22 protein-coding genes are annotated in these 23,060 nt (G+C 71.9%); 10 read left to right on the top strand and 12 right to left on the bottom strand.

Going from position 1 to position 23,060, the window contains the following annotated elements; all coding sequences use genetic code 11:
• The 3 genes from HPY23_RS33125 to HPY23_RS16220 form a co-directional block, all read right to left on the bottom strand.
• On the bottom strand, nucleotides 1–788 hold a 788-nt coding region (locus HPY23_RS33125; RefSeq protein WP_236017679.1), incomplete at its 3' end, for an AAA family ATPase.
• 100 nt (nucleotides 789–888) lie between these two features.
• On the bottom strand, nucleotides 889–1,986 hold the full coding sequence (locus tag HPY23_RS16225) for an AAA family ATPase (protein WP_091889148.1): 1,098 nt from the start codon (nucleotides 1,984–1,986) through the stop codon (nucleotides 889–891).
• A 3-nt stretch (nucleotides 1,987–1,989) separates the two neighbouring features.
• Nucleotides 1,990–2,520, bottom strand: coding sequence for a hypothetical protein (locus HPY23_RS16220; RefSeq protein WP_244533348.1), 531 nt, complete (start codon nucleotides 2,518–2,520; stop codon nucleotides 1,990–1,992).
• A gap of 362 nt (nucleotides 2,521–2,882) precedes the next feature.
• On the opposite strand from HPY23_RS16220, the gene HPY23_RS16215 reads away from it, so the two are divergent.
• From HPY23_RS16215 to HPY23_RS16185, 7 genes are all read left to right on the top strand, one after another.
• Nucleotides 2,883–3,524, top strand: a complete 642-nt coding sequence (locus tag HPY23_RS16215; RefSeq protein ID WP_091889146.1) for a response regulator — start codon at nucleotides 2,883–2,885, stop codon at nucleotides 3,522–3,524.
• A gap of 113 nt (nucleotides 3,525–3,637) precedes the next feature.
• The gene (locus HPY23_RS16210; protein WP_236013008.1) at nucleotides 3,638–4,489 is read left to right on the top strand and encodes a hypothetical protein; all 852 of its coding nucleotides are present in this window, start codon (nucleotides 3,638–3,640) and stop codon (nucleotides 4,487–4,489) included.
• Nucleotides 4,490–4,553: 64 nt separating this feature from the next.
• Entirely contained in the window at nucleotides 4,554–6,260 is a 1,707-nt protein-coding gene (locus tag HPY23_RS16205; protein ID WP_091889144.1) for a hybrid sensor histidine kinase/response regulator, read from the top strand.
• A gap of 60 nt (nucleotides 6,261–6,320) precedes the next feature.
• Nucleotides 6,321–7,316 carry an OmpA family protein gene (locus HPY23_RS16200; protein ID WP_091889142.1) on the top strand — a complete coding sequence of 332 codons (996 nt, stop codon included), beginning with the start codon at nucleotides 6,321–6,323 and terminating at the stop codon, nucleotides 7,314–7,316.
• Between the two features lie 110 nt (nucleotides 7,317–7,426).
• A complete protein-coding gene (gene garD / locus HPY23_RS16195; RefSeq protein ID WP_060848315.1) occupies nucleotides 7,427–9,016 on the top strand; it encodes a galactarate dehydratase in 1,590 nt (529 codons plus the stop codon).
• Nucleotides 9,017–9,215: 199 nt separating this feature from the next.
• Entirely contained in the window at nucleotides 9,216–9,368 is a 153-nt protein-coding gene (locus tag HPY23_RS33595; RefSeq protein WP_329618731.1) for a type II toxin-antitoxin system HicA family toxin, read from the top strand.
• Between the two features lie 119 nt (nucleotides 9,369–9,487).
• Nucleotides 9,488–9,892: a type II toxin-antitoxin system HicB family antitoxin gene (locus tag HPY23_RS16185; RefSeq protein ID WP_060849516.1), complete on the top strand. Its 405-nt coding sequence runs from the start codon at nucleotides 9,488–9,490 to the stop codon at nucleotides 9,890–9,892.
• Nucleotides 9,893–10,031: 139 nt separating this feature from the next.
• Here HPY23_RS16185 and HPY23_RS16180 read toward each other — a convergent pair whose 3' ends face one another.
• From HPY23_RS16180 to HPY23_RS16170, 3 genes are all read right to left on the bottom strand, one after another.
• Nucleotides 10,032–10,925, bottom strand: a complete 894-nt coding sequence (locus tag HPY23_RS16180; protein WP_060848314.1) for a hydroxymethylglutaryl-CoA lyase — start codon at nucleotides 10,923–10,925, stop codon at nucleotides 10,032–10,034.
• On the bottom strand, nucleotides 10,922–12,151 hold the full coding sequence (locus tag HPY23_RS16175; RefSeq protein WP_091889136.1) for an ABC transporter substrate-binding protein: 1,230 nt from the start codon (nucleotides 12,149–12,151) through the stop codon (nucleotides 10,922–10,924). The genes HPY23_RS16180 and HPY23_RS16175 overlap by 4 nt, the downstream gene beginning before the upstream one ends.
• A 260-nt stretch (nucleotides 12,152–12,411) precedes the next feature.
• Nucleotides 12,412–13,692: a hydroxymethylglutaryl-CoA reductase, degradative gene (locus tag HPY23_RS16170; RefSeq protein ID WP_091889134.1), complete on the bottom strand. Its 1,281-nt coding sequence runs from the start codon at nucleotides 13,690–13,692 to the stop codon at nucleotides 12,412–12,414.
• Between the two features lie 199 nt (nucleotides 13,693–13,891).
• Here HPY23_RS16170 and HPY23_RS16165 point away from each other — a divergent pair, with 199 nt between their 5' ends.
• Complete coding sequence (locus tag HPY23_RS16165; protein WP_091889132.1) at nucleotides 13,892–15,280, top strand: aminotransferase-like domain-containing protein; 1,389 nt, start codon at nucleotides 13,892–13,894, stop codon at nucleotides 15,278–15,280.
• A 24-nt stretch (nucleotides 15,281–15,304) separates the two neighbouring features.
• Here HPY23_RS16165 and xylB read toward each other — a convergent pair whose 3' ends face one another.
• The 6 genes from xylB to HPY23_RS16135 form a co-directional block, all read right to left on the bottom strand.
• Nucleotides 15,305–16,759 (bottom strand): xylulokinase, encoded by a 1,455-nt coding sequence (gene xylB, locus HPY23_RS16160; RefSeq protein WP_091889130.1) that lies wholly within the window; start codon nucleotides 16,757–16,759, stop codon nucleotides 15,305–15,307.
• 13 nt (nucleotides 16,760–16,772) lie between these two features.
• Nucleotides 16,773–17,729 carry a carbohydrate kinase family protein gene (locus HPY23_RS16155; protein ID WP_091889128.1) on the bottom strand — a complete coding sequence of 319 codons (957 nt, stop codon included), beginning with the start codon at nucleotides 17,727–17,729 and terminating at the stop codon, nucleotides 16,773–16,775.
• A 10-nt stretch (nucleotides 17,730–17,739) separates the two neighbouring features.
• Nucleotides 17,740–18,843, bottom strand: coding sequence for an ABC transporter ATP-binding protein (locus HPY23_RS16150; protein WP_091889126.1), 1,104 nt, complete (start codon nucleotides 18,841–18,843; stop codon nucleotides 17,740–17,742).
• A gap of 11 nt (nucleotides 18,844–18,854) precedes the next feature.
• Nucleotides 18,855–19,673, bottom strand: coding sequence for a carbohydrate ABC transporter permease (locus HPY23_RS16145; protein ID WP_048429371.1), 819 nt, complete (start codon nucleotides 19,671–19,673; stop codon nucleotides 18,855–18,857).
• A 1-nt stretch (nucleotide 19,674) separates the two neighbouring features.
• Nucleotides 19,675–20,574, bottom strand: a complete 900-nt coding sequence (locus HPY23_RS16140; RefSeq protein WP_175540032.1) for a carbohydrate ABC transporter permease — start codon at nucleotides 20,572–20,574, stop codon at nucleotides 19,675–19,677.
• A gap of 402 nt (nucleotides 20,575–20,976) precedes the next feature.
• A complete protein-coding gene (locus HPY23_RS16135) occupies nucleotides 20,977–22,278 on the bottom strand; it encodes an ABC transporter substrate-binding protein (RefSeq protein WP_091889122.1) in 1,302 nt (433 codons plus the stop codon).
• A gap of 180 nt (nucleotides 22,279–22,458) precedes the next feature.
• Here HPY23_RS16135 and HPY23_RS16130 point away from each other — a divergent pair, with 180 nt between their 5' ends.
• Both HPY23_RS16130 and HPY23_RS16125 read left to right on the top strand, forming a co-directional pair.
• Nucleotides 22,459–22,749: a type II toxin-antitoxin system RelE/ParE family toxin gene (locus HPY23_RS16130; protein ID WP_082742612.1), complete on the top strand. Its 291-nt coding sequence runs from the start codon at nucleotides 22,459–22,461 to the stop codon at nucleotides 22,747–22,749.
• A 4-nt stretch (nucleotides 22,750–22,753) separates the two neighbouring features.
• Nucleotides 22,754–23,050, top strand: a complete 297-nt coding sequence (locus HPY23_RS16125; RefSeq protein ID WP_091889120.1) for an addiction module antidote protein — start codon at nucleotides 22,754–22,756, stop codon at nucleotides 23,048–23,050.
• Nucleotides 23,051–23,060 lie beyond the last annotated feature (10 nt).

The following is a 23,060-nucleotide window of genomic DNA, read 5'->3' as shown; positions in this document are numbered from 1 at the left end:
GCGTCGACGAACCGCCGCATGTCGTTGGTGTAGCCGGCGACGATCACGATGATCCGGTCGCGGTTGTCCTCCATGAACTTCAGCAGCGTGTCGATCGCCTCCTTGCCGAAGTCGTTGCCCCCGCTGCCGCCGGCGAGCGTGTAGGCCTCGTCGATGAACAGGATGCCGTCGAGGGCTTCCCGGCAGCGCTCCAGGGTCTTGATCGCGGTCTGGCCGGCATAGCCCGCCACCAGCCCGGCGCGGTCGACCTCGACGACGTGGCCCTTGCGCAGCACCCGCAGCGCCTTGAACACGTGGCCGAGGATGCGGGCGACCTCGGTCTTGCCGACGCCGGGAGGCCCGGTGAACACCATGTGCTGGCTCATCGCGGCGACCGGCAGGTTCTGGGCACGGCGCTGCTGCTCGACCTGCATCCGGGCAATGACGCCCTTCACCTCGAGCTTGACCGGTTCGAGGCCGACCATGCCCTCCAGGGTCGCCAGCGCGGTGGCCAGCGTATCGCGCTTCTCGGCGGCCGCGCCGTCGTCCTCGAACCGGATCGGCCGGATCCGGCGGGCGGCGCGGGACGCGGCCATCGTGCGCCGCATCCCCTCGATCCGCGCCGGGATGTAGCTCGCCGCCAGCAGGCCCAGGACGAGGCCGCCGAGGATCAGGCCGTTGCGAAGCGTCGCCCCGGGCGAGGCGGCAAGCCCCCCGAGGAGGTCCGGCCGCAGGGCGAGGAGCGCGCCCGTCGCGCCCAGCACGATGACGAGGAAGACGGCCGCGGGATGCTTGTCGAGGCGTTCCATGGGGTGTCACGGACCTTCGAGGGGGCGGGCCGATCGCCCGCGCGGCCATGCCCTCGCGGGCGGCGCGCGGATCTCGGGCGGCCGGGGCTGTGTGGCGTGATCAGGCGTCCTCGCCGGTCGCCCGGAGCAGGTCGACGATCTCGATGCGGCGATGGTCGCCGCCCTCGCGGGCGACCCGGGCGGCCTGGGCCTCGCGGGCCTTCTCCAGCAGGGTGCGCATCTCGCGGGCGTTCGACCAGTCGTCGGCCCGGGCGCGCTGGGCGAGCCAGGGCGTGAGGCGCGCCTCGAACCCGTCCGGCAGGGTGAATTGCTGGCGCGCCGCCATCCGGCGCAGGATCTCGCAGAGGTCCTTCGGGCTGTAGGGCGGGAACTCGATCGTCTTGGTGAAGCGGCCCGCGAGCCCCGGATTGGTGTCGACGAACCGGCGCATGTCGTTGGTGTAGCCGGCGACGATCACGATGATCCGGTCGCGGTTGTCCTCCATGAACTTCAGCAGCGTGTCGATCGCCTCCTTGCCGAAGTCGTTGCCCCCGCTGCCGCCGGCGAGCGTGTAGGCCTCGTCGATGAACAGGATGCCGTCGAGCGCCTCGCGGCACTTCTCCAGGGTCTTGGCGGCGGTCTGGCCGACATAGCCCGCCACCAGCCCGGCCCGGTCGACCTCGACGAGGTGGCCGCGGCGCAGGACCTCGAGGGAGCGAAAGATCTCGCCGATCGCCCTCGCGACCTCGGTCTTGCCGACGCCCGGGGGGCCGGTGAAGATCATGTGCTGGCTGATCGCGGAGACCGGCAGCCCTTCGGCGCGCCGCCGCTGCTCCAGTTCGAGCCGGGCGATGAGCGCGTTCACCTCGCGCTTGACCGGCGCGAGCCCGACCATGTCCTCGAGCGTCGCGATCACGGCCTCGGGCGAGCGGGCCTCGACGACCCGGCGCGGGGCGAGGATCAGGCGCGGCAGGCCGAGGAGGCCGGCCGGCGGCTGGCCGAGCGCCGCTTCGGCGCGGCGGCCTGCAAGCGCGGTGACGAAGAGCCCGAGGGCCGCCATGACGGCGACCGCGACCCCGATGGCGGCGCGCCAGCGCATCTCGGTCGAGGCCGCGTTCCACCAGGCGGCGGGGCCGTACTCGGTGCTGAGCAGGAGCGGCGTCAGGACCGCGACGACGAGGCCCGAGACGACGAACGGAACGATGGCCGATTTCGACACCGCTCAGGCTCCGCAGGGCTTGCTGGTATCCCAGATCACCGGGATGCGCTTGACCGCCTCGGTGGTGTCGACGGTGAGGCCCGGGCTCAGCTGGACGAACACGTCCTTGGCCGCGCCCTCGATCACGATCTCGCCCTTGCCGGCCTCGTAGGGGCCGGGGAACGGCACCGCGACGACGATCGGCCCGTCCGCGACGGTGAATGCCGGCGACAGGTAGTTGCCGGCCCGGATCCGCACCACGCCGCCGCCCTTCGCCGTCGTCCTCGACAGGCGCATGCTCGCGAGCGGCGCCCGGCAGGCCTTCGCCTCCTCGACGACCTTGTCCTTCTCCTCCGGCGCGACGGTGCCGCTGGCCTTGTCGATCTCGCTCGCCTTCACGAGGGACAGGGCCGGCCGCTCGACGGTGCCGGTCTTCTCGGCCCCGCCGAGGAGCAGCGTCCCGGCGACGACGCCCGCCGCCACCACGCCGCCGATGGCCGCGATCACGCCGGGCGAGACGGCCGATTTGGGCGGAGCGGCGGCCGGCGGCGGCACCGCCGCGCCGGGATTTCCGGCGCGCGCCTCTGTTTGGCGCTCAAGAATTGCGCGCTCGTTATCCGACATTCGCCGCACCCCCGAAAACCGTCATCGTAATTGCGACGTAGCCCCGGCGCTTCCGGCCGATCGAGCCACGACGATCAGATTGAAATTGTTCGAAAGGCGGGTCCGATGTCCTATCGCGACCCTGTGAGAGGTTTCTAGACAGGCCCCGAAAACCGGTCTACTAGTGCATATGTCCTATGAGGCATCGGACGACCCTTGGGGTACGTGCCTTTGCGACGGGCGCTCGGCCTGCAGGCTCGCAGGCTCGGCCCGGCACCGTGGAGGGCGGCTCGCATGAAGGTTTCGGGGCCGGAATGACCGTCCGCAGGATCGAGACCGTCATCGTCGCCGACGACCACCCGCTGTTCCGCCAGGGGATGCGCCACATCGCCGAGCGGCTCTACCCGCAGGCGCGCGTGCGGGAGGCCGATACGATGGACGAGGTCCTGGACCTCGCCCGGGCCGCCCCGCCGCAGGCGGTCTTCCTCGACCTGCTCTTTCCCGGCCTCGACCCGCAACGGTCGATCCGCGCGCTGCGCGAGGAATTCCCGAAGACCTCGATCATCGTCGTGTCGATGATCGAGGACGAAGCCCTGATCCGCACCGTCATGGAGGAGGGGGCCGACGGCTTCATCGCCAAGTCGCTGCCCGCCGCGGAGATCGCCGTGGCGATCACGGCGGTGCGCGACGGCGAGTTCGTCATTCGGCGCAACCCGCGCACCGACCTCGTGGTGAGCCAGCCCGGCCTGCCGCCGCTGACGCAGCGCCAGCGCGACGTCCTGCGCCTCGTCGCGCAGGGGCGGACCAACAAGGAGATCGCCCGCGAGCTCGACATCTCGCCCTTCACCGTCCGCATCCACGTCTCGGCGCTCCTGCGCGCCCTCGACGTCACCTCCCGGGCCGCCGCCGCCGCCAAGGCGGCCCATGCCGGGCTCGGGGGATTGATCGGGGCGTGATCCGGGGACGGGGCGGATCGTACAGGTGTCCTAATGTCGGCCCGGCAGGGCCTGTGGCAGAGATCACGCCCGGGACGAGACGCCGACAGACGACGGGACGATCCGGTGGAACCATGACGGAATCGGGCGAGATCTACCGGACTTCCCTTCTTGCCCGGATCACGACCTTGCTGGCCGTGTCGGGCCTGCTCGCGATGCAGGGAGGCCCGGCCAGGGCCGACCCCGACGTGGTGCTGCCCTCGGTCGCCAGGGTGATGCGGGCGGTCTGCGGGCACGCGGTCGCGGAGGAGGCCCGCACCTGCCGGATGAAGGACGGCCGCATCGCCGAGTACTGGTACGGGGCGATGTTCGCGGCCGACCAGGGCTGGGCCGTCGGGTTCGCGACCCTGCCGGCCCCGGACCAGGATCCGCAGGCGCCCGATGCCCGGACGCTCGTCGCCGCGACCTTCGCCCAGACGCAGGCGGAGGGCCGGATCGGCTGGGTCTTCAAGGACGTCCAGACGCTGCCCGGGCGGATCGGGACCGGCAACCGCAACGGCGACGCCCCGGAGGTTGACGATTCCCTCGGCCCGGTCTTCAGGCCGCTGCCCGGCGGGCGGCTGGTGATGGGCCTGCGCACCACCGCCTTCGGCAATCAGGGCTCGCAGAGCTTCGCGTTCCTCGTCCTGCGCTTCACCCCGGCGCCGCTGCAATGGCGCCTGTCGGGCGGCCTGGCGGCGGGCTCCGACGACACCGCCGGCTGCGGGGCGCCGGAGGACGGCCCGTGCAACCTCGGCGCCAGCACGGGCCGCCTCGAGATCCTGGCCGGGGCGGCGGCCCGGGATTCCGGCGCGCCCCCCGCCTGGCCGCCGCTGAGGGTGACCCTGACCGGGACGGTGCCGGGCCCGGACGGCAAGGTGCGGCCCGCCACCGCCCGGGACGCGCGCACCTACCGCTTCGACGAAGCGGCGGGGGTCTATCGATGAGGGCGCGTCCCGCCGTCGCCGCCGGATCGGCCCGCGTGCGCTTCCGGCCCCGCGCGAGCGGGCGATGAGCCGGCTTGCCCGCGCGCCGAGCGAGAATGCCGGCAACGAGAAGGCGCAGACCCTCACGCGCCTCGTCATCATCGGCTGCATGTGCCTCTACGTGCTGCCTCAGGCGCTCGGCGGAATCGGCCCGCCGGACCTGCGGGTGGTCGCCGCCCTGGTCTCGGCGCACTGGCTCGTGACGCTCGCGCTCTACGTCTGGATCTCGCGGCATCCGAGCGACAGCGTCGCGCGGCGCGGCCTCGCCTTCGCCCTCGACATCGCCGGGATCACCTACACGATGGCGATCGGCGGGGCGCCGTTCCTGCCGCTCTTCGCCATCGTGCTCAGGATGATCGTCGGCAACGGGCTGCGCTACGGCGCGACCTCGCTCAAGGTCTCGACGCTCGCCGCCCTGGCGTCGATCGCCGTCACGACCTGCTTCAGCCCCTACTGGCGCGACAACCCGTTCCTGGTCGTGACGCTCGTCCTGACCACGCTCATCGTACCGACCTACATCTACGGCTTGCTCGAGCGCCTGCGCGAGGCCTATGCCCGCGAGCAGGAGGCGAGCCTGTCGAAGTCGCGCTTCCTCGCCCAGGCGAGCCACGACCTGCGCCAGCCGATCCACGCCATCAGCCTGTTCACCGCCTGCCTGCGCGACGGACGGCTCGGGCCCGACGAGGTGCGGATGGTCGACAACATCGACCGCTCGCTCCAGAGCGTGTCGCGGCTGTTCAAGTCGCTCCTCGACATCTCGACCCTCGACAGCGGCAAGGTCCGGCCCCGGTTCGAGCCGGTGGCGATCGGCGAGATCATCGAGGACGTGCGGCGGCAGAACTCGGAGGCCGCCCAGCTCGCCGGCACCGCGTTGCGCAGCCGGCCCTGCCGGGTCGTCGTGCACACCGACCGGGCCCTGTTCACCACGATGCTGCAGAACATCGTCAACAACGCCATCAAGTACGCGCCGGGCCGGCCGATCCTGATCGCCTGCCGGCGCCGCCGCGGCGGCCGCCTCGACGTCCAGGTGCTCGATCGCGGCCCCGGCATCCCGCCCGAGCACCAGGCCCGGATCTTCGACGAGTTCTACCAGGTCCGCCAGCGCGGCGACCGCGACCTCGAAGGCGTCGGCCTCGGCCTACCGATCGTGCGCCGCCTCGGCGAGATCCTCGACGTCGAGGTCGCGCTCCGCTCGGTTCCGGGGCGCGGCACCGGCGTCGTCCTCGGCAACCTCCCGATCGTGCGCGCGCCCGCCCTCGACGGCGAGTGGCGCGGGCTCGACCCGCCCACCGCGATCCGGGGCCTCAAGGTGCTGCTGATCGAGGACGACGAGGCGGTGCTGACCGCGACCGCGAGCCTGCTGCGGAAATGGGGCTGCGAGGTCCAGGCCGAGGCCGGGATCCCGGAGGCGATCGACGCCCCGGACCTCCTCGTGACCGATTTCGACCTCGGCAACGGCGTGACCGGGGCCGAGTGCATCGCGGCGGTGCGGCGGCTCGCCGGGCGCGACGTGCCGACCGTGGTGATCAGCGGCCACGACGAGGCGCGGGTGCGCGAGGAGCTCGGCACCGCCGACATGCCGATCCTGGCCAAGCCGGTCCGGCCGGCGGAGCTGCGCTCGGTCGTCGTGGCCAAGAGCTTGGTGGCCAAGAGCTTGGTGGCCAGAGGCACCGTCGCCGCGGGCGGCCATGCCCGGGACCCCGCGCCGCGGGCCGGCTCCCGGCCGGCCTGATCCCGGCCAGGCGCGGCGCCTTCGCCCCTCCCCTCCCCCCTCGCCACAAGGAGCGCGGCCATGCCCTGCCGTCGAACCGGATTCGCGATTCTCCTCCTCGCCGCCGCCCTCGCGGGACCGGCCCGCGCCGCCGAGGCGCCGACGAAGGACGTCAAGGGCGCCAGGGACAGCCCGATCGTCTCGCGTTTTTCCGGCGCGGTGATCGTCGGCTACCGGCAGCAGGACTACGCGGCGCTGACCCTGCCGCTCGGGCCCTCCGCGCCCGACCAGAAGAGTCGGTTCGCCCTCAGCCGGACGGTGGAGGGCCGCGTGACGAGCATCGCCTACGCGATTCCGCAGGGGAAATCGGCGCTCGAGGTCTTCCGCAGCTACGAGCGCGCCCTGGCCGCCGCGGGCTTCCGGGTCGCTTATGCCTGCGGCGTCGACACCTGCGGCGGCTACGACTTCGCCGCCAGCCTCGCCGATCCGGTCAACCGCGCGATGGGAGACGACCTGTTCAACCTGCGGATCGACCTCCTCGACGCGACCAACGGCAACGTGCAGTCCCTGACCGCCCGCCTCGACCGGCCGGAAGGAGGCATCGACGTCTCCCTGCTGGTGAGCCAGGACGACGGCCGGCAGCCCGGGGTGCTGCTGCAGGTCGTCGAGGGGCGGCCGATGCAGGCCGGCCAGGTCGTGGTCGACGCCAGGGCGATGGGCGAGGGGCTGGCGAGCGCCGGCCACGTCGCGCTCGACGGCATCCAGTTCGAGACCGACAGCGCCGTCCTGAAGCCGGACTCCGACGCGACGCTGGCCCAGATGGCCGCCTTCCTGACGCAGGACGCCAAGCGCCAGGTCGCCATCGTCGGCCATACCGACACCGTCGGCGTGCTCGAGCACAACCTCGCGCTGTCGCAGGCCCGCGCCGCCGCCGTGGCCAAGGCCCTGACGGCGCGGTTCGGCATCGCCCCCGCCCGGCTCCAGGCCAGGGGCCTCGGCCCCTACGCGCCGGTCGCCGGCAACGCCACCGAGGCCGGCCGGGCCAGGAACCGCCGGGTCGAGCTGGTCGAGCGGTAGGTGCGGGGCGCGCGAGGGACGGGAGGCGGAGCGCTCTTGCGGCCTGGGTCGGGAGGGTCCAGCCTGTCGTCCCATCGGGGCCGGAAGGCCCAAGAAGAAAATCCGAGGGAATGCCCATGCACGCAGCGTCGTCACCGGCCCCGGTCCGGCCCGGTCCCGCCGCGGGACCGGCGGGCGACGAACCCCGCACCATCCGCCTGCACGAGACCGATAACGTCGCGATCGTCGTCAACGCCTTCGGGCTCCCGGCCGGGACGGTGTTTCCGGACGGGCTGGTGCTGACCGAGTTCGTGCCCCAGGGCCACAAGGTGGCGCTTGCCGACGTCCCGGCCGGCGGGGTCGTGCGGCGCTACGGCGAGGTCGTCGGCATCGCCTTGCGCCCCATCGCCCGGGGCTCCTGGGTCGAGGAATCCTGCGTCGAGACCCCGACCGCCCCGGCGCTGGACGCGCTCGAGAAGGCGACGCGGGTTCCCGCGCCGCTGCCGCCGCTCGACGGCTACACGTTCGAGGGCTTCCGCAACCCGGACGGCAGCGTCGGCACCAAGAACATCCTGGCGATCTCGACCAGCGTGCAATGCGTCGCCGGCACCCTCGAGGTCGCGATCCGGCGCATCCGCCGCGAATTGCTGCCGCGGTTTCCCAACGTCGACGACGTGATCGGCCTCACCCACGCCTATGGCTGCGGCGTGGCGATCAACGCCCCCGAGGCGGTGATCCCGATCCGCACCCTGCAGAGCCTCGCCCAGAACCCGAATTTCGGCGGCGAGGTGATGGTGGTCGGCCTCGGCTGCGAGAAGCTCGTCTCCGAGCGCCTGGTGCCGGCGGGGGCTGCGGCCGAGGACAGCGTGGTGCGGCTCCAGGACGAGCGGCACGAGGGCTTCGGCAGCATGATCGACAGCATCCTGGCGATGGCGGAGGACCGCCTCGCGGTGCTGGACGCGCGCCGCCGCGAGACCTGCCCGGCCTCGGAGCTGGTGGTCGGCCTGCAATGCGGGGGCAGCGACGCCTTCTCGGGAGTCACCGCCAATCCGGCGCTCGGATTTGCCGCCGACCTCCTGGTCCGCTGCGGCGCCACCGTGCTGTTCTCCGAGGTGACGGAGGTCCGCGACGCGATCCATCTCCTCACCCCGCGGGCGGCGACCCCGGAGGTCGCCGACGCGCTGATCCGCGAGATGGCCTGGTACGACGCCTACCTCGAGAAGGGCGGCGCCGACCGCCGCGCCAACCCCTCGCCCGGCAACAAGAAGGGCGGGCTCAACAACATCGTCGAGAAGGCGCTCGGCTCGGTGGCGAAGTCCGGCACCAGCGCCATCGCGGGAGTGCTCGCCCCCGGCGAGCGGGTGCGCGAGAAGGGCCTGATCTTCGCCGCGACCCCGGCGAGCGACTTCGTCTGCGGCACCCTGCAGCTCGCCTCCGGCATTACCCTGCAGGTCTTCTCGACCGGCCGCGGCACGCCCTACGGCCTCGCCCAGGCCCCGGTGATCAAGGTCGCGACCCGCACCGAGCTGAGCCGGCGCTGGTCGGACCTGATCGACCTCGATGCCGGCCGCATCGCCACCGGCGAGTCGACCATCGCCGAGATGGGCTGGGAGCTCTTCCACCTCATCCTCGACGTGGCGAGCGGGCGCACGCAGCCGTGGTCGGACCGCTGGGGCCTCTACAACGACCTGACCCTGTTCAATCCGGCGCCGATTACCTGAGCGGCGGACGCGGACCGCGCCGATTCGGGTCCGGGCGGCGTGCCAATCCTCACCCGCCCGGTCGCGGGGCGACCGGGGCACAGCGGTGCGGGAAAGAGCGGCGCACGATGCCGCATTACACACACTTGCGCAAGCATACTTGGTGTGTATCAATGCGCAATATCTTAAGAAGGCAGCGTGAGACGCTGCCGCCGGGGGCATGGAGCGAAGGCGGAACGGGTGCGCGATGGCTCCCAAACAGAGAAGCCGCAAAACCCGCGACGTGCTCTCGATGCTCGCGAAGGACGGATGGTTCGTCGTCCGCAAGGGGCCCGGTGATCACGTCCAGTACAAGCACCCGACCAAACCCTGAAAGGTTACGGTCGATGGCGGGGCGTCCGAGATCCCGACCGGGACGCTTCACAACATCTACCGGCAAGCGGGATGGGAGTTGTGACGCTCTTCCCGTTCGCGCAGGACAAGGAGGTACCCATGGCGCGCGTCGTCATGCTGGTTCACGAAGAAGAGGGAGTCTTCGGCGCCTCGTTCCCGGATTTTCCGGGTGCGACGACCGTCGCCGACGACCTCGACACGCTCTATCGCAAGGCGGCCGAGATGCTCGCCTTCCACGTCGGCGGCATGGCCGAGGACGGTGACGCCATTCCGACCCTGCGCACCCTGAGCGAACTGCAGCAGGACCCGGTGTTCCGGGAAGACGGCAAAGGCGCCATGATCGGCCTCGTCGATGTCGATCTGCCCGGCAAGGCGGTGCGGGTGAACGTCTCCATCGAGGAGGGCCTCCTCAAGCGGATCGACCACGCGGCGGCGGCGGCCGGCGAGAGCCGGTCGAGTTTCCTCGCGCGGGCCGCTCGGGCGCGCCTGTCGACGGCAGCATGAACCAGCCCGCCCCTTGCCGACGGAGCTGATGCCGTGGGCCAGAGCGTTTCACGATCCCGCTGCAATCGCGAAGCGCTCTACACTTTTCGTTTTGCTAGATTTTTTTGACGAGTCGGCAACAACTTCGTCGGAAAATTCTCTAACCCGGGAACGCGCTCACGTCCGCCCCGGCCCGCACCCGGGCGAGCGCCCCGGTGACGAACGCGCCGGCCTCCGCGAGGCGCGCCGGATCGACGCCGGTCGCGAGGCCCGCCGCATCGAGCATCGCCGCCACCGCCTCGGTGGCGACGTTGCCGGGGGCGCCGGGGGCGTAGGGGCAGCCGCCGAGCCCCGCCACCGCGGCGTCGACGACCCCGACCCCGAGATCGAGGCAGGCCCGGATGTTATCGAGCGCCCGCCCTTGCGTGTCGTGGCAATGCAGGGCGATCCGCTCCACCGGGACCACCGCCGCCACCGCGGCGATGCAGGCCCGGGCCTGATCGGGCGTGCCGACGCCGATCGTGTCGCCGAGCGAGACCTCGTGGCAGCCGAGCGCGACGAGGCGGCGGGCCACCTCTGCCACGGCCTGCGGCATCACCATACCCTCGTAGGGGCAGCCGAGCACGCAGGAGACGTAGCCCCGCAGCGGGATCGCGGCGGCGCGGGCGGCCTCGGCCACGGGCGCGAACCGATCGAGGCTCTCGGCGATCGAGCAGTTGATGTTGGCCCGCGAGAACGCCTCGGAGGCGGACGCGAAGATCGCGACCTCGCCGGCCCCGGCCGCCCTGGCGGCCTCGAAGCCGCGGAGGTTGGGCACCAGCACGCTGTAGCGCCCGCCCGGGTTCGGCGGCAGCCGGGCCATGACGGCGGGCGTGTCGGCCATCTGCGGCACCCAGGCCGGCGAGACGAAGCTGCCGACCTCGATCGAGGTCAGCCCGGCGGCGAGCAGCCGCTCGATCAGCCCGACCTTCACGTCGGTCGGGACGGCGACGGGCTCGTTCTGGAGCCCGTCCCGGGGGCCGACCTCGACGATCCGGACGCGCCGGGCCGTCACGGGGCCTTCACCAGCGGGCAGCGGCCGTCGGCGAGCGGCCGGAACGCCTCGGCGGCGGGGATGGTCTGGACGAGCTTGTAATAGTCGAACGGCCCCTTCGACTCGGCCGGGGTCTTCACCTGGAAGAGGTACATCGGGTGGACGTGGCGGCCGTCCGGGCGCACCGTCCCCTCGCCGAAGAGCGGGTCGTTGGTCGGCTCCGCCTTCATCCGGGCGACGACGCTGCGCCCGTCGGTGCTGCCGGCCTTGGCGGCCGCGCGCAGGTAGGCGAGCGTCCCGGCATAGACGCCGGCCTGGTTGGCGGTGGGCCGGCGGCCCTTCATCTGGGCGGCGAAGCGGTCGGCGAAGGCGCGGGTGCCGGGATTGGCGTCCCAGTAGAAGCCTTCCGTCAGGTAGAGGCCCTGGGCGTCCTTGAGCCCGATCGCGTGGACGTCGGAGAGCTGCATCAGCAGCGCCGCCAGGTCCTGACCGCCGCCGGTGATGCCGAACTCCGCCGCCTGCTTCACCGAGTTGACCGTGTCGCCGACCGCGTTGGCGAGGGCGATCACCTGGGCGCGGCTCCCCTGCGCCTGGAGCAGGAACGAGGAGAAGTCCGCCGCCGCCGTCGGGTGGCGCACGGTGCCGACCACCGTGCCGCCCTCCTGCTTCACCACGCTGGCGGCATCGGCCTCGAGCGCGTGGCCGAAGGCGTAGTCGGCGGTGAGGAAGAACCACTTCGTCTTGCCGGCGCGCACCAGCGCCAGCGCGGTGCCGTGGGCGAGCGCCCAGGTGTCGTAGGTCCAGTGCACGGTGTTGGCCGAGCATTTCGGGCCGGTGAGGTCCGAGGTGCCGGGGCCGGACGCGATGAAGGCGGCCTTGGAATCCCGCACCACCTCCTGCACGGCGAGCGCGACCGAGGAGAACGGCACGTCGAGGATCGCGTCGACCTGCCCCTCGGCGATCCAGCGCCGGGCGGTGGCCGAGCCGATATCGGGCTTGTTCTGGTGGTCGGACTGGATCACCTCGACCTTGATCGCCGGCTGCTCCTTGCGAAAGTCCTCGACCGCGAGGCGGGCCGCGACGACCGAGCCCTCGCCGGTCGAATCGGCGGCGAATCCGCTGAGGTCGGTGAGGACCCCGAGCTTCACGGCCGTCACCTCGGCCCGCGCGGCGCCGGCGGCAAGGAGCAGGGCGGCGCCCGCGAGCAGGCGGGCGGCGAGGCGGGTCGTGCGGGTGAGTGTCGGCATGGGTGTCCTCCCGGACTGTCGTCGATCGGTCGTCGGCTCTGCGGCCGGCCAGTCTGTTCTTGGTGTTGTCGAAGATGGTTCGACCCCGTCCGCGACCTCATCCCGAGATGCGAGCGGAGCGCGCCTCGAAGGAGGGCTCCAGGAATCTCGGCGCTACCTGGAGGCCTCCGTCGGGGCCGGTCGATCGTTGATCGACCGACGCCTCGGGATGAGGTGACAGGGCGGGACGACGTTGCAGGAGGCGGCCCGCCGGCCTCCGATCACCGCCGCATCTCCCCCAGGACCTCCTGCGCCACGTCGAGGCGCACCAGGCGCCGCTCGACCAGCACGCGGGCGACCGCCTCGATCTCCTCGCCGAGCGCGCCCGCCATCATGGCGATGTTCTGGGCGTGGAGCGCCATGTGGCCCTTCTGGATGCCCGTGGTGGCGAGCGCCTTGAGGGCGGAGAAGTTCTGGGCCAGGCCCACCGCGGCGATGATCCGGGCCAGGCGCTCGGCGGTCGTCGCCCCGAGGATCTTCAGGCAGGCCTGGGCGGTCGGGTGGAGCTTCGTCGCCCCGCCGACGAGGCCCACCGCCAGCGGCAGCTCGATCGAGGCGCTGAGGTCGCCGGACCCCGTGACCTCGTAGCGGGTCAGGCTGGTGTAGCGGCCCGAGCGGGCGGCGTAGGCATGCGCCCCGGCCTCGATCGCCCGGGTGTCGTTGCCGGTGGCGAGCACCACGGCGTCGATGCCGTTCATGATGCCTTTGTTGTGGGTCGCCGCCCGGTAGGGATCGGCCTCGGCGAGGTGGTAGGCGCTGACGATGCCGTCGCGCACCTCCGGCCCGCCGATCGCGTCGGTGCGCCAGACCGCGTGCGCCCGGGCGAGGCGCCGGTCGGCGAGGTTCGACAGGATGCGCAGGTAGACCCGGCCGCCGCTCCAGCCGGCGATATGGGGGGCCACCGCCTCCGCCATGGTGTTGACGGCGTTCGCCCCCATGGCGTCGCGGGTGTCGACGATGAGGTGGGTCACCACCATCGGGCCGCCCAACGTGTCGAGCACCCGCACCTCGACGTCGCGCAGGCCGCCGCCGAGGCGCACCAGCACGGGATCGCAGGCGTCGCACAGGGCGCGCAGGGCCTCGCGCTGCTCCAGGATGCGCAGGCGGGCCGCGTAGGGGTCGCTCACCCCGACGACCTGCACCTGCGCGATCATCAGGTTGCCGGAGACCGAGGTGGTGAAGCCGTCCTCGTAGACCTGGCGCGCGGCGTTGCAGACCGCGGCCACCACCGAGGATTCCTCGGTCGCCATCGGGATCAGCACGTCCTCGCCGTCGATCTTCATGTTGGTGGCGATGCCGACGGGGACGTTCATCGTGCCGACGACGTTCTCGATCAGCCGGTCGGCGAGGTCGGGGGCGAGGTTGCCGAACTCGGCGAGATGGGCGACCTCCGGCCCGGACAGGTCGGCGAAGGCGGCCACGAGGTCGAGGCGTTCGCGGGGGCTCCTGGTGTGGAAGCCGGCGATGCGCGAGGTGCGGTTCGCCCGGGACGTGGTCTGCATGGAAGCCTGCTGCCGGTTGCTCGCCGAGGGCGGTCCGCGCGGGCCGGAGCGGGGGCGGCCGCGTCCCGCGGCCTCCTGTCGGCATCTCTCCCCGGTCCGGGCCCGTGAGATCCTGCCCGTTGCCCGCACCGTACCCAGCCGTGCCCAGCCGGCAAGGAACGCTTTGCGCCTTAATCGGAGTGACCGTACCCTCCGCGGCATGGATACGGTCGCGAATCCCGAACCCCGCACCCGCGTCGAGCAGGTGGTGGCCAGCCTGGCGGAGGACATCGACCGCGGGCTCCTGCGGGCGGGCGAGCGCCTGCCCTCGATCCGGGCGGCGGCTGCGCGCTTCGCGGTGTCGAAGAACACCGCGGTCAACGCCTACGAGCGCCTCGTCGCCTCGGGCCGGGTCGAGAGCCGCCCGGGCTCGGGCTTCTACGTCTCGGGCCGCCGGCCTGCGCCGGCGGCATCCCCGGGCCCCGTCCCGGTCGCGGCGGTGGACAGCGTCTGGCTCCTGCGCGAGCAGCTGGACCGGCACTACGACGTGCGGGTCGGCGACGGGCGCCCGCCGCCCTCCTGGATGGAGAGCCTGGAGATCGGCCGGCGCCTGCGGCCCTCGGCGGCGGCGGCGCACGAGAGCTACGGCAGCCCGGACGGTCACCCGCCGCTGCGCCGCAGCCTCGCCCTGATGCTCGCCGAGCGCTCGATCCAGGCCGGGCCGGAGGCGGTGCTGCTCACCTCGGGCGCCAACCACGCCCTCGACCTGATCATCCGCCAGTTCGTGGCTCCGGGCGAGCCGGTGCTGGTCGATTCTCCCGGCTACTACCCGCTGTTCGGCAAGCTGCGGCTCGCCAAGGCCCGGATCGTCGGGGTGCGGCGCGGCCCGACCGGGCCGGACGTCGCCCATCTCGACGAGGTGGCGCGGGGAAGCGGCGCGCGGCTGTTCTTCACCCACTCGCTCGCCCACAACCCGACCGGCTGCTCGCTCACCCTGCCGGTCGCCCACCGGCTGCTCCAGCGCGCCGCCGCCCTCGACCTGCGGATCGTCGAGAGCGACCCCTTCGCGGACGTCCTGCCCCCCGGCCAGCCGCGGCTGGCGGCCCTCGACCAGCTCGAGCGGGTGATCTACGTTGGCACCTTCGCCAAGACCCTCTCGGCGAGCCTGCGCTGCGGCTACGTCGCGGCGCGCCCGGACATCGTCGCGGCCCTGCGCGACCTCAAGATGGTGACGAGCGTCAACAGCTCGGGGTTCGTCGAGCGCATCGTCCACGACCTGATCGAGAGCGGGCGCTACCGCCGCCACCTGCGCCGCCTCGCGAGCCGGATCGAGGCGGCGGCGCTCCACGGACGAACGGTGCTGCAGGAGCTGGGCCTGCCGGTCTTCGGCGAGCCGCGGGGCGGCTACTACCTCTGGTGCGGGCTGCCGGCGGCCTGCGACCTCGACGCCCTGTCCCGCCGCGCCGCCGCCCGCGGCATCCTGATCGCGCCGGGCGGCCTCTTCCTGCCCGAGGGCCCGACCGGGCCGCCGATGATGCGGGTCAACGTGGCGTATCTCGGCGACCCGCGCTTCGCGCGCTTCCTGCGCGAGGAGGCCGCGGGCGGGTGAGCGGTCGTCTCGCGGCCGCGAGCCTCAGCCCGTGAGCGCCCGCAGGGCCGGGTAGAGGCCGCGGTAGCGCGCGAGCCGCTCGGCATAGGCCGGCACGAGTTCGGGATCGGGCATCACGGTCGCCCCGCGCGCGGGCGGGGTGCAGAGCGCGTCGGGCGCCTCCCCGGTCACCGCCAGGCGGGCGAGGCGCGCCGCCCCGAAGGCGCCGCCGTGCTCGCCCTCGGCGAGCGGGCTCAGGGGCAGGTCGAGGACGCTCGCCAGGATGCGGATCCAGGCCGGCGAGCGCGAGCCGCCGCCGATGACGTCGGCGGCCTCGATCCGCGTGCCCGAGGCCCGCAGGGCGTCGAGGCCGTCGCGCAGCGAGAAAGCCACCCCCTCCATCACGGCCTGGGTCAGGGCCGGCCGCTCGGTGCCGGCCGAGAGGCCCGCGAAGGCGCCCCGCACCGCGCCGTCGTTGTGCGGCGTGCGCTCGCCCGCGAGGTAGGGCAGGAACAGGGCCTCGCTCGGGCGCGCGACGGCCCCCACCTCCGCCACCAGGCTCGCCTCGTCCCGGCCTATGACGCCGGCCCACCAGGCCAGCGAGGCGGCGGCCGAGAGGGTCACGCCCATCTGGTGCCACAGGCCCGGGAGCGCGTGGCAGAAGGCGTGGACCGCGCCCTCCGGGTAGGGCCGCGCGCCGTCAGTGACGGCAAACAGCACGCCGGAGGTGCCGAGCGACACGAAGGCGTCGCCCGGCCGGATCGCCCCGAGCCCGACCGCGCCGGCTGCGTTGTCGCCCGCCCCGCCGGCCAGCAGCGGCGGCGTCGCCATGCCCCAGGCCCGCGCGAGGTCCGGGCGCAGGAGTCCCGCCGGGGCGGAGCCCTCGACGAGGCGCGGCATCGCGCTCGCGGCGAGCCCGGTGGCGGCGAGCGCCTCGGGCGACCAGGCCCGGGCGGCGACGTCGAGCCAGAGCGTGCCGGAGGCGTCCGACATCTCCTCGACCGCCTCGCCGGAGAGCGCCAGGCGCAGCCAGGCCTTCGGCAGGAGGACGCGGGCCACCTTCGAGAAGATCTCGGGCTCGTGCGCGCGGACCCAGAGCAGTTTCGGGGCGGTGAAGCCCGGCATGGCGATGTTGCCGGCGACCCGGCGCAGGTCCGGGAACGCCGCCTCGAGCGCCGCGCATTCGGCGGTGGCGCGGGTGTCGTTCCACAGGATGCAGGGGCGCAGCACGCGGTCGTCGGCGTCGAGGAGCACCGCCCCGTGCTGCTGGCCCGACAGACCGATGCCGCGGACCGCCGCGAGTTCGGCCGGGTGGCGGTCCCTCAGGGTGCCGAGCGCCTGCTCCAGGGCCGCCCACCACTGCGCCGGGTCCTGCTCGCTCCAGCCCGGATGCGGGCGGCTGACGGTGAGCGGCGCGGTGGCGCTGCCGACGACGCGTTGCGCCTCATCGACGAGCACGGCCTTCAGGCCAGAGGTGCCGAGATCGAGACCGAGATACATCGCGCCACCGGGTTCAGGAGAGGGCCGACAGGAGGTCGGCGCGGGTCGGCAGGTCGGCGCCGAGCCGGGTGCAGGTGATGCCCGCCGCCGCCACCGCCTCGGACAGGATGTCCCGCAGGGCGTCGGCGTCGAGGTGAAGCAGCGCGTCGCGCGCGAGCCGGCCGTCCCGGTCGAGGCGGGCCAGCAGCGCGGCGTGGAAGGTGTCGCCGGCCCCCACCGTGTCGATCACCGCGACCCTGCGCCCCGGCACCGCGACCGTCCCGCCCGCGCGGTAGGCCCGCGCCCCGTCGGGACCGGCGGTGACGACGACGAGGGCGACGCCAGCCTGGAGCCAGCCCTGCGCGATGCTCCCCTCGTCGGCCCCCGCCCCGTAGGCCGCCCGCAGGTCCTCGTCCGAGAGCTTGATGATGTCTGCCTGCGCCGCGAGGTCGGCGAACCGCGCGTGCCAGCGATCGAGATCCGGGATCAGGCCGAGGCGCAGGTTCGGGTCGAGGCTGATCACCCGCCGCCGCGCCTCGCGGGCGGCGAGCGCCGCGTAGGCCGTGCCGACGGGCTCGGCCACCAGCGAGAACGACCCCATGGCGATCGCCCTGACCGCCTCGGGCAGGGAAGCCGGCAGGTCGCCGACGGCGAGATCGGCGTGCGCGCAGGATTCCGCGTGGAAGCTGTAGGCCGGGTGGCCGTCCGCTCCGGTCGACACGACGGCGAGCGGGGTCGGCCGCCGGCTCTCCTTGACGAAGGCGAGGTCGACGCCCTCCGCCGCCAGCCGGTCGGCCAGCATCCGCCCGAAGGCGTCCGACGACAGGCCCGCGAGAAAGGCGCTCTGCGCCCCGAGCCGGCGCAGGCCGATCGCCAGGTTGAACGGCGAGCCGCCCGCCACCGCGAGCGCCGGCAGGCCGCCGCGGTCGGGCGCCGGGCGGCCGGTCTCGACGAACAGGTCGATCAGCGCTTCGCCGCAGACCAGGATCATGGGGGTGTCCTCACGCCGCCAGCGGGTGGCGCGACCGGTGCGGCAGGGCGCGGCCGTCGCCGTCGAAGAGGTGGGTCGCGCCCGGGTCGATCGTCAGCCGGATCGTCTCGCCGGTGCGCACGGGGGCGCTGCCCTCGATCTGGGCGACGACCGTCGCGCCGCCCGCGACCGTCACATGCGCCAGCGTCAGGCCGCCGAGGCGCTCGACGTGGGTAACCTCGCCGGCGAGCGCCCCGTCCGTTCCGGGCTTCAGCGCCTCCGGGCGGATGCCCAGCGTCACGGCGGCGCCGAGTGCCGCGCGGGCGCCGTCGACCGGCACCACCACCTCGCCGCCGCCGGGCAGCGCCACCCGCACGCCAGCCGGGTCGGGCCCCGTCGCGCGCACCAGCAGCAGGTTCATCCGCGGGCTGCCGATGAAGCCGGCGACGAACAGGTTCGCCGGGTGATGGTAGAGCTCGAGCGGCGAGCCGACCTGCTCGATGCGCCCGGCATTGAGCACCACGATCTTGTCGGCCATCGTCATCGCCTCGACCTGGTCGTGGGTGACGTAGATCATCGTGGCGTTGAGGTCGCGGTGGAGCCGCGCCAGCTCGATCCGCATCTGGCCGCGCAGCGCTGCGTCGAGGTTCGAGAGTGGCTCGTCGAACAGGAAGATCTTGGGGTGGCGCACGATGGCGCGCCCGATCGCGACGCGCTGGCGCTGGCCGCCCGACAGGTCCTTCGGCTTGCGGTCGAGATAGGCGTCGAGCTGGAGGATGCGCGAGGCCTCCGCCACCTTGGCGGCGCGCTCGGCCTTCGAGGCACCGGCGAGCTTGAGGGCGAAGGCCATGTTGTCGCGCACGCTCATGTGCGGATAGAGCGCGTAGGACTGGAACACCATGGCGAGCCCGCGATCGGCCGGGCCGACCTCGTTGACCCTGGCACCGTCGATGAAGAGATCCCCGTCTGTGATCTCCTCCAGCCCGGCGATCATCCGCAGGAGCGTCGACTTCCCGCAGCCGGACGGGCCGACGAAGACCGCGAATTCGCGGTCGGCGATGTCGAGGTCGACGCCCTTGATGATCTCGGTGGTGCCGTAGCTCTTGCGCAGACCGCGCAGGCGAAGGGTTGCCATGGCGAGGGCTCCTACTTGACGGCGCCGAAGGTGAGGCCGCGGACCAGCTGGCGCTGCGACAGCCAGCCGAAGACCAGGATCGGCGCCACCGCCACCGTCGAGGCGGCGGACAGCTTGGCGAAGAACAGGCCCTGCGGGCTCGAGAACGAGGCGATGAAGGCGGTGAGCGGGGCCGCCGCCGACGAGGTCAGGTTGAGGCTCCAGAACGCCTCGTTCCAGCACAGGATCAGCGACAGGAGCCCCGTCGAGGCGACGCCCGGCAGGGTCAGCGGGAGAAGCAGGTGCCAGACCTCGGCGCCGGTGCGCGCCCCGTCCATCCGCCCGGCTTCCAGGATGTCGTGCGGCACCTCCTTGAAGAAGGTGAACAGCATCCAGACCACGATCGGCAGGTTCATCAGCGTGTAGACGACGATGAGGCCGATCCGGGTATCGAGGAGCCCGAGGGTGCGGAACACCAGGTAGATCGGCACCAGCACGCCGACCGAGGGCAGCATCTTGGTCGACAGCATCCAGAGAAGCGTCGAGCGGGTGCGCTTCGTCGGGTGGAAGGCCATGACGTAGGCGGCGGGAATCGCCAGCGCCAGCGCCAGCACCGTGCCGCCGACCGAGATCACCACCGAGTTGAGCGCGAAGGACAGGTAATCGGCCCGGGCCAGCACCTCGCCGTAGCTCTGCAGCGTCGGCGTGAAGGTGAGCGACGGGTTCACCGCCTCCGGCTCGCTCTTGAGGCTGGTGAGCAGCATCCACAGCAGGGGGAAGAACAGCACGAAGGCCGCCGCCCAGCCGAGCACCGCGATGCCGACGCGCTTCGGGAGACTCTGCTTGACCATCCTACACCTCCAGCCGGCGCGCGATGGTGCGCACGAGGAAGAACGCCACGATGTTGGCGAGAATGATCGCCACCACGCCGCCGGCCGAGGCGCCGCCGACATCGTATTGTAGGAGCGCGCGGGCGTAGATCAGGAAGGCGAGGTTGGTGGTGGCGTTGCCGGGCCCGCCCGCGGTCGTCACGTAGATCTCGGCGAAGACGGTGAGCAGGAAGATCGTCTCGATCATCACCACCACGCTGATCGCCCGCGAGAGGTGCGGCAGCACGATGTAGAAGAACTGCGCCAGCGCCCCGGCCCCGTCCATGCGGGCGGCCTCGAGCTGCTCGCGGTCCAGCGACTGGACGGCGGTGAGGAGGATCAGGAGCGCGAAGGGCAGCCACTCCCACGACACGATCAGGATGACCGAGACGAGCGGGTAGTCGGCGAACCAGTCGACGGCGGGCAGGCCGAGCGCGCGGGCCACGGCGCCGAAGACGCCGTAGATCGGGTGCATCATCAGGTTCTTCCAGATCAGCGCCGCGACGGTGGGCATGACGAAGAACGGCGCGATCGCGAACAGCCGGGCGAGGTCGCGGCCCGGGAACGGCTGGTCGAACAACACCGCCAGCAGCGTACCGCCCACCACCGTGATCGCCAGCACCGAGCCGACGAGGACGAGGGTGTTGGTCAGCGAGGCCCAGAAATCCGGATCGGTGACCAGGAACTCGTAATTGTCGATGCCCGCGAAGCCCGTGACCGTCGGGTCGAGCAGGTTGTAGCGCTGGAGCGAGAACCACACGGTCATCACCAGCGGCACGATCATCCAGATCAGCAGCACGGTGACCGAGGGGCCGATGAACGGCAGGCCGTTGAATCGGCGGCCCTTCATCGGGGCGGGTACCGGGGTGGTGAGGGTGGCCATGGCCGTCGTCGCCTCGCGCGGGGTCTTGAGGTCGGGGCAGTCCCGGGAAGGAGAGGCGCGGGATCCCCTCTCCCACACGGGCTACCGCATTCACACATCTCGGCCCGAGTGTTTTCCCGCTCGAAAGTAGCGCGCTTCCCCTCCCCCCCGGCGATCCCGGGCCTGCCCGGTATCGCTGCAAGTTGTGGGGAGGGACTAGGGGTGGGGGTGGTGCCGGATAGACCTCGGTGGTGCCTTCTGCGCCACCCCCACCCCTGTCCCCTCCCCACAAGGGGGAGGGGAAAGCGCACACATTCAAAGAGGGTTAGCTCTCAAAGGAGAAGCGTGAATCCGATAGCCCACACGGGAGAGGGGATCCCGCGCCATTCCCGTCCCCGTGTAGGATCAGGCGGCGGCTCGATCCTACTTCGGGTAGCCCGCCTGGCGCATCGTCCGCTCGGTCGCCGACTGCGCGGCCTTCAGCGCCGCGTCGATCGTCTGCTGGCCGGTCAGCGTCGCCGCGACCGTCTGGCCGACCTGGGTGCCGATGCCCTGGAATTCGGGGATCGCCACGAACTGCGCGCCGGTATAGGGCCGCGGGTTCCGGGTCTGGCCGCTCGGGTTGGCGCTGTCGATCGCCTTCAGGACGAAGCCCGCGAAGGGCGCGGCCTTCTGGTAGTCGGGCGACTTGTAGGTCGATTCGCGGGTGCCCGGCGGCACCGCGACCCAGCCGTTCTCCCTGGCCACCATCTCGACATAGGCCTTGCTGGTCGCCCAGGCGACGAAGGTCTTGGCGGCGTCCTTCTGCTTGGACGAGGCCGGGATGCCGAGGTTCCAGCTCCACAGCCAGGTGGGACCGCCCTTGACGCTGCCGGTCGGCATCGGCGCGAAGGCGACCTTGTCGGCGACCTGCGACTGCTTCGGATCGTAGAGCAGGCCGGCCGCGACGGTCGAGTCGATCCACATCGCGCAGCGGCCGCTGGCGAACAGCGCCAGGTTCTCGTTGAAGCCGTTCGAGGTCGCGCCGGGCGGGCCGTAATTCTTCAGCACGTCGGTGTAGTAGGTGAGCGCGTTCTTCCACTCCGGCGTGTCGATCGTGGTCTTCCAGCCCTCGCCGAACCACTGGCCGCCGAAGGTGTTCACCAGCGAGGTCACGTAGGCCATGTTCTCGCCCCAGCCCGGCTTGCCGCGCAGGCAGATGCCGTAGGTCTGGTTCGCCTTGTCGGTGAGCTTGGCGGCGAAGCCCTTGATCTCCTCGTAGGTCGGCGCCTCAGGCATGGTCAGGCCGGCCTTGTCGAACAGGTCCTTGCGATAATAGGTCATCGCGCTCTCGCCGTAGAAGGGGAGCGCGTAGAGCTTGCCGTCCCGGCTCACGCCGTCGCGGACCGTCTTGAGGAGGTCGCCCGCGTCGTAATCGGCCGGCAGGCCGTCCATCGGCTCGAGCCAGTTTTGACGCGCCCAGATCGGCACCTCGTAATTGCCGATGGTCAGCACGTCGAACTGGCCGGCCTTGGTGGCGATGTCGGTGGTCACGCGCTGGCGCAGAACGTTCTCTTCCAGCACCACCCAGCGCAGCTTGATGTCCGGATGCGCCTTCTCGAAGGCCGGGGCCAGCTTCTGCATCACCACCATGTCGCCGTTGTTGACGGTGGCGATGGTGAGGGTGGATTCCGCCAGCGCCGGGGTGCCGGCGAGGAGGGTCGCGGCGAGAACCAGGGGTTGCATCCGTCTCACGTCGTGTCCTCCCGTCGCGCCGTTCTTCCCGAGAGGGACGGCCTTGTGCGCGATTGGTGAGGGTCCGCCGGGTTGGCGTCAAGCCGGGACGAACCGTGTCGGTACCGCTGCGGCATCGTCGTCCACGGGGTTTGCGATGGACGAATTGTAGCTTTCAAGCTACAAATCCTCATGCCGTCGATCCGACAAACTCTCGTCTTCCGTGCGTGGATCGCCGGCCTCCGCGACGAGCGTGCTCGGTTGCGGATCAATACTCGTATCAGGCGCCTGTCGCTCGGAAATCCGGGTGACGTGAAAACCGTTGGAGACGGTGTCAGCGAGCTGCGGATCGACTACGGCCCGGGCTATCGAGTCTACTTCACGCAACGCGGATCGGAGATCGTGATCCTGCTTTGTGGAGGTGACAAGCGTACGCAAGACAAGGACATCCTCGCTGCGAAGCGACTCGCGAATCAGGAGTGACGACATGCCTCTCGAGACCGTCCCATGGGACATTGTCGACAGCCTCGACACGCCGGAGCGCGTGGCCCTCTACCTGGAAGCCGTCCTGGAGGAAGGGGATCCCGCACTTCTCGCCGCCGCCCTCGGCGACGTCGCCCGGGCGCAAGGCATGACCCAGATCGCCAAGGAGACCGGCCTGTCGCGGGAAACCCTGTACCGGACCCTGTCCGACAAGGGGAACCCGCAACTCGCGACCCTGATGGCCGTGCTCAAGTCCCTCGGACTGAAGCTGACCGTCGCGCCGGTGACCGGGGCGCCCTGAACGAGCGCCC

It is taken from the genome of Methylobacterium ajmalii (assembly GCF_016613415.1).
GTDB lineage: Bacteria > Pseudomonadota > Alphaproteobacteria > Rhizobiales > Beijerinckiaceae > Methylobacterium > Methylobacterium ajmalii.
Note: the sequence above shows the minus strand (reverse complement) of the source record. Positions and strands in the feature narration are given on the sequence as shown.

Bases quoted from the DNA above. Each gene is read 5' to 3' on its own strand.
- HPY23_RS16135 (WP_091889122.1), bottom strand. From the start codon at position 22,278: ATGCAACCCCTGGTTCTCGCCGCGACCCTCCTCGCCGGCACCCCGGCG.
- HPY23_RS16175 (WP_091889136.1), bottom strand. From the start codon at position 12,151: ATGCCGACACTCACCCGCACGACCCGCCTCGCCGCCCGCCTGCTCGCG.
- HPY23_RS16170 (WP_091889134.1), bottom strand. From the start codon at position 13,692: ATGCAGACCACGTCCCGGGCGAACCGCACCTCGCGCATCGCCGGCTTC.
- HPY23_RS16155 (WP_091889128.1), bottom strand. From the start codon at position 17,729: ATGATCCTGGTCTGCGGCGAAGCGCTGATCGACCTGTTCGTCGAGACC.
- HPY23_RS16205 (WP_091889144.1), top strand. From the start codon at position 4,554: ATGAGCCGGCTTGCCCGCGCGCCGAGCGAGAATGCCGGCAACGAGAAG.
- garD (WP_060848315.1), top strand. From the start codon at position 7,427: ATGCCCATGCACGCAGCGTCGTCACCGGCCCCGGTCCGGCCCGGTCCC.
- HPY23_RS16150 (WP_091889126.1), bottom strand. From the start codon at position 18,843: ATGGCAACCCTTCGCCTGCGCGGTCTGCGCAAGAGCTACGGCACCACC.
- HPY23_RS16130 (WP_082742612.1), top strand. From the start codon at position 22,459: ATGCCGTCGATCCGACAAACTCTCGTCTTCCGTGCGTGGATCGCCGGC.
- HPY23_RS16210 (WP_236013008.1), top strand. From the start codon at position 3,638: ATGACGGAATCGGGCGAGATCTACCGGACTTCCCTTCTTGCCCGGATC.
- HPY23_RS16185 (WP_060849516.1), top strand. From the start codon at position 9,488: ATGGCGCGCGTCGTCATGCTGGTTCACGAAGAAGAGGGAGTCTTCGGC.
- HPY23_RS16145 (WP_048429371.1), bottom strand. From the start codon at position 19,673: ATGGTCAAGCAGAGTCTCCCGAAGCGCGTCGGCATCGCGGTGCTCGGC.
- HPY23_RS16125 (WP_091889120.1), top strand. From the start codon at position 22,754: ATGCCTCTCGAGACCGTCCCATGGGACATTGTCGACAGCCTCGACACG.
- HPY23_RS16200 (WP_091889142.1), top strand. From the start codon at position 6,321: ATGCCCTGCCGTCGAACCGGATTCGCGATTCTCCTCCTCGCCGCCGCC.
- HPY23_RS16140 (WP_175540032.1), bottom strand. From the start codon at position 20,574: ATGGCCACCCTCACCACCCCGGTACCCGCCCCGATGAAGGGCCGCCGA.
- xylB (WP_091889130.1), bottom strand. From the start codon at position 16,759: ATGTATCTCGGTCTCGATCTCGGCACCTCTGGCCTGAAGGCCGTGCTC.
- HPY23_RS16165 (WP_091889132.1), top strand. From the start codon at position 13,892: ATGGATACGGTCGCGAATCCCGAACCCCGCACCCGCGTCGAGCAGGTG.
- HPY23_RS33595 (WP_329618731.1), top strand. From the start codon at position 9,216: ATGGAGCGAAGGCGGAACGGGTGCGCGATGGCTCCCAAACAGAGAAGC.
- HPY23_RS16215 (WP_091889146.1), top strand. From the start codon at position 2,883: ATGACCGTCCGCAGGATCGAGACCGTCATCGTCGCCGACGACCACCCG.